Origin of the sequence: Pontixanthobacter rizhaonensis, assembly GCF_012972675.1 — a bacterium.
Classification (GTDB): domain Bacteria; phylum Pseudomonadota; class Alphaproteobacteria; order Sphingomonadales; family Sphingomonadaceae; genus Pontixanthobacter; species Pontixanthobacter rizhaonensis.
Genome location: NZ_JABCRE010000004.1, coordinates 80,687 through 86,788, shown reverse-complemented (window position 1 = coordinate 86,788; position 6,102 = coordinate 80,687). Strand labels below are relative to the sequence as shown.

Here is a 6,102-nt window from a genome sequence, read left to right as displayed (position 1 = left end):
GCTTCAATCAACGCTCCCCACAAGCGAAGCAAGCGTGCCTCAAAGCTCTGTCCCACGGTCACATCATCGAAAACCCAGCAGGGCTCACCACCTTTTTGCAGACACCTGAAATCGTTGGAAAACCGTCGCCGAAACGGTCTCAAACCAGCGTTGTCTAAACAGTCGGTCTACACAATCGAGATGACGATGCAGGCGAAAACGCTGAGGAATCATCATCTTTTACTCGACGTGATCAAGGCGCGTAGCGCATTGATATGGTCGAATGAAAGCTTCTCTATGGCTTCGGCTAAGACAGATATCTCGAACCCTTTCCCGTAATAGTCAGCTACATCGAGCCCTGACTTGGTGCCTGTTCCCCATCCTCCGAGAATCATCGCGATCTCACGACTCACCTTTGCTTGACGGAGCGCGTCACGAAAGAGGTGCCGAAAGGAATGAAAGCTGGTCTTGGGCTCGCGCGCCTTTGCGTGGATCAAGAACAGGACAAACCACTTACTGAATGCTGTCGAGCGGAATCCATCCTGCCCCGCACATATGTCGAAAAACAGCTTGTCGTGCCCAGCATCATTTCGTTGCTCAACGAAATCAAGGATACCGAGGCTAAGCAAATCAGGATGGATCGGAACGACCCGTTCGCTAGAGCGAGTCTTCAAGTGCTTGTCATCTGTGCCGACCAGCGACCTCTCGGACACTGAGAAGCAAGCAATGCCCTCAAATGCACGGACATCTGCTGTGTCCAATTGGCAAATCTCATTCAGGCGCATGCCAGTATAGAGGGCGATCAGGATGACCCAGAAACGAGTGCCTCTCGGTCTCTTGCCGCCTGCCTTTGCATATCCAAGCTCGTCATCCTGACACCCAGTGAACAGCGGGGCGTTGAACATCGCTTCAAGCTGAAGGTGGGAGAATGGCAGACGCTTATCTACGCGTGCGATTGGATCGGCAAGTCGCAGACCCTTCAGATGGTTGCGTTCGAGGTAACCCTCTCGAACAGCCCAGTTCAGAACAACGCAGACTTTGTTGATGTAGATGTTGGCATTCGAGGGACTGATCACATTCTCGTAGCCTGTCGATCTCGCGTAGTCCGACGCCTGCTTTGGCGTCAGGTCAGGAAATGACCGTGACGCATTCTTGGGAAGGAAGCGCAGGGTTTCGAGAAACTCGCGGCAGGCTGCCCTCGTCATGTGACCGATTGGAGTTGATGCACCAATCATCGAGATCATGAAGCGACTGGTCGTTTCATACGCCAGCCTCGTTCTGGGCGACCAGTCTTGAGTTGGGTCAGCCAAGAAACGCTCTAGCACCGCTCCTACCGAAATCGTCTTTTCCTCGGCGACTTCACCACGTCGGGCGAGCGTGCTGTTTTCAACGGTGTGAAGCGATTGGTCGGACCGTTGAGACAACGGTTGAAGCAGCGTCGGATCAACAGTCAGTCCGATACTCAATCGAGCCTGCTCAAGTTTCTGTTCGATCTCCGCAATAACCGCGTGCGACCTTCGACGAGCTTCACTTTCGGAATCTGTTCTCAGCGATTTCCAAATCTCCCGCTTGCCAATCGTCTTGATTAGACCGTGCGGAACACGCTTTCTGACATGATAGATTCGACGCTTTCGCACGATGGCTGGCAGGCGTTTGTGTAGACGCCTTGTGTAGACATCACGTCGAGTAAAAGATGATGATTCCTCAGCGTTTTCGCCTGCATCGTCATCTCGATTGTGTAGACCGACTGTGTAGACAACGCTGGTTTGAGACCGTTTCGGCGACGGTTTTCCAACGATTTCAGGTGTCTGCAAAAAGGTGGTGAGCCCTGCTGGGTTCGAACCAGCGACCTACTGATTAAAAGTCAGTTGCTCTACCAACTGAGCTAAGGGCCCATCCACCGGAGGCGTCACCTAGGGATGGTGTGCGGCTTGGTCAAGCGGGCATTCAAGTGTTTTATCGCTAATCCTGTAATTGGGTCGCGCCAATCGGCTGCAATCTTGCTTGCAGGCCCCAGAACAAAGGGGCGATTGCGGAATTCAGGGTGCGGAATCTGCAATTCCGAATCGGCAAAAATATCGCCGCTCCACAGCACAATATCGAGGTCCAGCACACGCGAGGACCAGCGCTGACCGCGCCTCACCCCGAATCGCGCCTCGATTCGCTTCAGTGCCGCCAGCAATGGCTTTGGCTCCAGCAATGTTTCCAATACCAACACGCTGTTCGCATAGGTGCGGATTGATGGACCAATAGGGGCGCTATCTATAGCTTTAGAAGCCGCTAGAACGCTCCCCAAGGCCTCCAAATCATGCGCGGCTGTCCGGACCACCTGCGTGGGAGCGCCGAAGTTCTGGTGCCGTATGTTGGAGCCTAGAGCGATCAGGTATTTATGCATCGGCCGACATAGCTGAGGTGATCAGATATCTTCGCATAGACGCCCATAAAGCTGCGGCCGGCGATCACGGAAGAACCCCATACCCGCCCTATGCTTCGCAGCTTTCGCCAGATCGAAGGTGGAGACAAGCACGCCATCTTCTTCGGCGCCAAATTCACACACCAAATCGCCCCACTCATTCGCGATGAAGCTGTGCCCGTAAAACGTCTGGTCACCTTCCACACCGATCCGGTTCGCTGCAATCACCGGCATACAGTTCGACACAGCATGCCCTTGCATTGCACGCCGCCACATCCGGCTCGTATCGAGTTCCGTATCATAGGGCTCCGATCCGATAGCGGTAGGATAGAACAGCAGCTCCGCGCCCATCAGCGCCATCGCGCGGGCGCATTCCGGATACCACTGATCCCAGCAAATACCCACGCCGATTGTCGCGCCAAACACTTCCCACACCTTGAAGCCGCCATTGCCGGGCCGGAAATAGAACTTCTCCTCATAACCGGGGCCGTCAGGGATGTGGCTTTTCCGGTAAGTGCCGAGAACATCCCCGTCACAGCCGACCATCGCAATGGTATTGTAAAAGTGATGCCCGTCACGTTCAAAAAAACTGACAGGAATGGCCACGCGGAGCGCTTTTGCCAGCTTGCGCATCGCGATGACGGAGGGGTGTTCCAATGTCGGACGGGCGAGCGCGAACAGCGCTTCGTCTTCTTCACGGCAAAAATACGGGCCTGAAAACAGCTCAGGCGGCTGGATGATCTGCGCCCCCCGCTGCGCGGCGTGCTCTACCAGCTGGGCCACAGCATCGATATTCTCGGCCTCATCATCAGAGGCGAGCGGCAATTGAAGGGCGGCGACAGTAATTTCGGTCATGTCGCCGCCCTTAATATTAGTCTGCCTTTTTGAACAGCAGTGTCATCCGGTCGCTTTCGCCGATGGCGATATATTCTGACCGTTTGGCATCATCTTTGCCGGTTGCCAGCACAGGGGGCAACGTCCACACGCCGCGCTCCCAATTTGCGGGATCTTTCGCGTTGGCGTTGATCTCGCTCTCCGCGGCAAGTTCAAACCCGTTCGCTGCAAAGATCGCAACAACGTCTTGCTTACGCATATAGCCGCGTTGACGCGCACCGTAATCATCATAGCTGGCCCCCTCTGGGGCGCGGTGCTGGACCACACCGACCATGCCGTCATCTTTCAGCATCATCCGCGCCGCTTTCAGCACAGTATCGGCGCGGTTGCCGATATTCAGGCCGTGCATGGAACGGAAAATAACCACGCGGTCGACTGTGCCGGCCACATCGTCAGGCATTTCATCAGTCTCAAACGCTGTAACGGCGTCAGCTTCCACATCCATCATCTCTGCCAAGCTGGACTTGAAACTCTCTGTCCAGCCCTTCGAGCGCGCTTCCTGAGCCCGTGTACGATAGGCGCGGCCATCGCTGTCCTGATTGAACGCGATATATTTGCCTGACGGCATCAAATACGGCGCCAGCACACGAGTGTACCAGCCGCCGCCAGGGCCGTATTCCGCCACTGTCATATTTGGTTCAATTTGAAAAAACGCCAGAGTTTCAGCAGGATTGCGATATTGGTCACGGGCCCCATCATCGCCGCGCATATCGGACGCCAGCACTGCTGCCAGTTCCGCATTTTCGCTGTGGCCATCAGCCATTGCGGGGGCAGCCAAAGCCGCAGCGGCAAGCACTGCCGTGGCTGCAAAAATAGAACGCATAATCACTCTCCGGGGATATTTGTTAAACGTGGGCCGCACTCTAAGCGTGAATGAGGCGATGACAAGGGAACTCGCGGTTCCTATCTGTGTTCCAAGACAAACGACAAGAAAAGCGAGTACCGACCTATGGCAAATAGCGAACAAGCAATTATTGCAGGTGGATGCTTTTGGTGCACAGAGGCCGTGTTCCGCGACGTGATTGGCGTCAGCGAAGTGGAAAGCGGCTATATTGGCGGCACAACGCAAAACCCGACTTACAAAGAGGTGTGCACGGGGACCACCGGCCATGCCGAGGGAATACGGGTAACCTTCGATACCGATGTGATTTCGCTTGCAGAAATCTATGACGTATTTCTGGGCACGCATGATCCAACCCAATTGAACCGTCAGGGCGGCGACATAGGCACGCAGTACCGTAGTGCGATTTTTCCCCTAAACGATGCCCAGCGCGCAGAGGCAGACGCCGCGATTGGCCGTTGGAACGATGGAAATTCAGGAACAGCTGTGACAACTGTGGAAACCGCCGATACCTGGTATCCGGCAGAAGGGTATCATCAGGAATATTGGGAAGGTGAAGGCAAGAGCAATCCCTATTGCCTCGCCGTGATCCCGCCCAAAATCATGAAGCTGCGCAAGAGCTTTCAGGACAAGGTGAAAAGCTAGATACCGCCAGCGCATGAGTAACATCCACCCTGATAAACAATTCACGTATGATCGTGTCATGCATGGCGATGGGTCGATCAGTTTTCGTTGCTCTACGGATCAGGATGCATGGCCGTGGCTGGCGCTGCATCCCCACCATCCCATTGCAGTCCAAAATCTGCAATTCTGGGCAAGTGTGGAATGCGGGATGGAAAGCGGCGCCTTTGACGGTACCAAATGGACAGCGCTGACATGGACACGTTGGAGCTGCGGCATGGCCGATGTCGGCGGGTTCGCCCGTGGTGTATCGGATGCTGTCACTGAAGACGGCAAGCTTATGAGCCGCCTCACTCTGTTTGACGCCCATGACCGTGAAATTTGTTCCATGCTAAGCAAGGGTGTGGAATTCCGGACGCGTGATTTTGAAGCATGGCGGGCAAAAGCCAAACAAAACGGCGCCGATGCGCTGGATATCTCAAAGTTCGCCTTCGCCGCGCCTGAGGCGGTTGGTTCAGCCGGCATTGGCCCTGCCCTGATTGCGCCCTTACACAGCGGTAAAACGCCCGCGACAACAGGCCTGATGACGATGGACAATGCCTTCCCGCCTGCGCACCCTTACATGAGCGGATCAGGCGATCATGTGAATGCCACGCATCTTGCCGAAGCCGCCCATCAGTTTCTCCATTTGACCCAGCCCGAAAGACCGCTGCGGATAACCGGCGGGGAAATGCGCTTCACCAGCTATGTCGAATTGGGCCAGCCGTTCCAAGTGGAACAGGTCGATACCGGCGGCGGCTCTGTGACAGCCATAGTGCGCCAAGGAGGGCGCGATTGCACTCACATCAGGCTGACATTCGCCAGCAATTAGCGGTATTGCGCAGCGGTGATGAACTCACCGAACGTCTCGCACCAGATAACCACGGTCGAGTACTCTTCGATATTCACATCCGCCGGGATATCGAGCAGAAAACCATCGAAACTTTTCACAGAACCAATCCGCACGGCTTGCGATTTAATCGGCCCAAACTCGTCCTCATGCTCGACAAATTGTTTGGTCAGGTAGACCATGTAGTCAGGGCCCGGCGCAAGCGCGCCTTGATGGACAATGCGGTTTGCAGAAATACTGATGGTCCCCTCACCCCAGTGCAAGCCGTCGCTGCCTCGCAAGTCACGGGTCAGTTCTGCGCTAAATTCAGCAGCGGCAGCCTCTTGTTCCAGAACGGCTGCCTCCGGGGCAGGCTCCGCAATCAGGATAGGCAGAAGATATATCCCAAGACCAAACCCGATGCCGAGCGCGGCAATATGTGTGGCGGTTAACAACAATACGCGTTTCATAACTCTCTCCAACCTC

At 55.2% G+C, this 6,102-nt stretch carries 7 protein-coding genes, 1 tRNA gene and 1 pseudogene; 2 read left to right on the top strand and 7 right to left on the bottom strand.

All coding sequences use genetic code 11. The annotated features are described in order from the left end of the window. Positions 1 to 212: 212 nt before the first annotated feature. From HKD42_RS13205 to HKD42_RS13185, 6 genes and pseudogenes are all read right to left on the bottom strand, one after another. On the bottom strand, positions 213 to 1,445 hold the full coding sequence (locus HKD42_RS13205) for a site-specific integrase (RefSeq protein ID WP_170014267.1): 1,233 nt from the start codon (positions 1,443 to 1,445) through the stop codon (positions 213 to 215). Between the two features lie 12 nt (positions 1,446 to 1,457). Continuing rightward, a pseudogene (locus HKD42_RS13490) lies at positions 1,458 to 1,616 on the bottom strand (DUF6538 domain-containing protein); the annotation flags it as partial. 182 nt (positions 1,617 to 1,798) lie between these two features. After that, positions 1,799 to 1,874: transfer RNA gene (locus tag HKD42_RS13200), tRNA-Lys, on the bottom strand. A gap of 14 nt (positions 1,875 to 1,888) precedes the next feature. After that, on the bottom strand, positions 1,889 to 2,374 hold the full coding sequence (gene folK / locus HKD42_RS13195; protein ID WP_170014265.1) for a 2-amino-4-hydroxy-6-hydroxymethyldihydropteridine diphosphokinase: 486 nt from the start codon (positions 2,372 to 2,374) through the stop codon (positions 1,889 to 1,891). 21 nt (positions 2,375 to 2,395) lie between these two features. Beyond that, positions 2,396 to 3,247, bottom strand: a complete 852-nt coding sequence (gene aguB, locus HKD42_RS13190) for an N-carbamoylputrescine amidase (RefSeq protein ID WP_170014263.1) — start codon at positions 3,245 to 3,247, stop codon at positions 2,396 to 2,398. Positions 3,248 to 3,263: 16 nt separating this feature from the next. Then, the gene (locus HKD42_RS13185) at positions 3,264 to 4,109 is read right to left on the bottom strand and encodes a class I SAM-dependent methyltransferase (RefSeq protein ID WP_170014261.1); all 846 of its coding nucleotides are present in this window, start codon (positions 4,107 to 4,109) and stop codon (positions 3,264 to 3,266) included. Between the two features lie 126 nt (positions 4,110 to 4,235). On the opposite strand from HKD42_RS13185, the gene msrA reads away from it, so the two are divergent. Continuing rightward, a complete protein-coding gene (gene msrA / locus HKD42_RS13180; protein ID WP_170014259.1) occupies positions 4,236 to 4,772 on the top strand; it encodes a peptide-methionine (S)-S-oxide reductase MsrA in 537 nt (178 codons plus the stop codon). Between the two features lie 13 nt (positions 4,773 to 4,785). After that, positions 4,786 to 5,619, top strand: coding sequence for a hypothetical protein (locus tag HKD42_RS13175; protein WP_170014257.1), 834 nt, complete (start codon positions 4,786 to 4,788; stop codon positions 5,617 to 5,619). On the opposite strand, the gene HKD42_RS13170 is transcribed toward HKD42_RS13175, so the two are convergent. Next, positions 5,616 to 6,086 carry a DM13 domain-containing protein gene (locus HKD42_RS13170; protein WP_170014255.1) on the bottom strand — a complete coding sequence of 157 codons (471 nt, stop codon included), beginning with the start codon at positions 6,084 to 6,086 and terminating at the stop codon, positions 5,616 to 5,618. The genes HKD42_RS13175 and HKD42_RS13170 overlap by 4 nt on opposite strands. Between the last annotated feature and the right edge of the window lie 16 nt (positions 6,087 to 6,102).

Bases quoted from the DNA above. Each gene is read 5' to 3' on its own strand.
- HKD42_RS13185 (WP_170014261.1), bottom strand. From the start codon at position 4,109: ATGCGTTCTATTTTTGCAGCCACGGCAGTGCTTGCCGCTGCGGCTTTG.
- HKD42_RS13170 (WP_170014255.1), bottom strand. From the start codon at position 6,086: ATGAAACGCGTATTGTTGTTAACCGCCACACATATTGCCGCGCTCGGC.
- folK (WP_170014265.1), bottom strand. From the start codon at position 2,374: ATGCATAAATACCTGATCGCTCTAGGCTCCAACATACGGCACCAGAAC.
- aguB (WP_170014263.1), bottom strand. From the start codon at position 3,247: ATGACCGAAATTACTGTCGCCGCCCTTCAATTGCCGCTCGCCTCTGAT.
- HKD42_RS13175 (WP_170014257.1), top strand. From the start codon at position 4,786: ATGAGTAACATCCACCCTGATAAACAATTCACGTATGATCGTGTCATG.
- msrA (WP_170014259.1), top strand. From the start codon at position 4,236: ATGGCAAATAGCGAACAAGCAATTATTGCAGGTGGATGCTTTTGGTGC.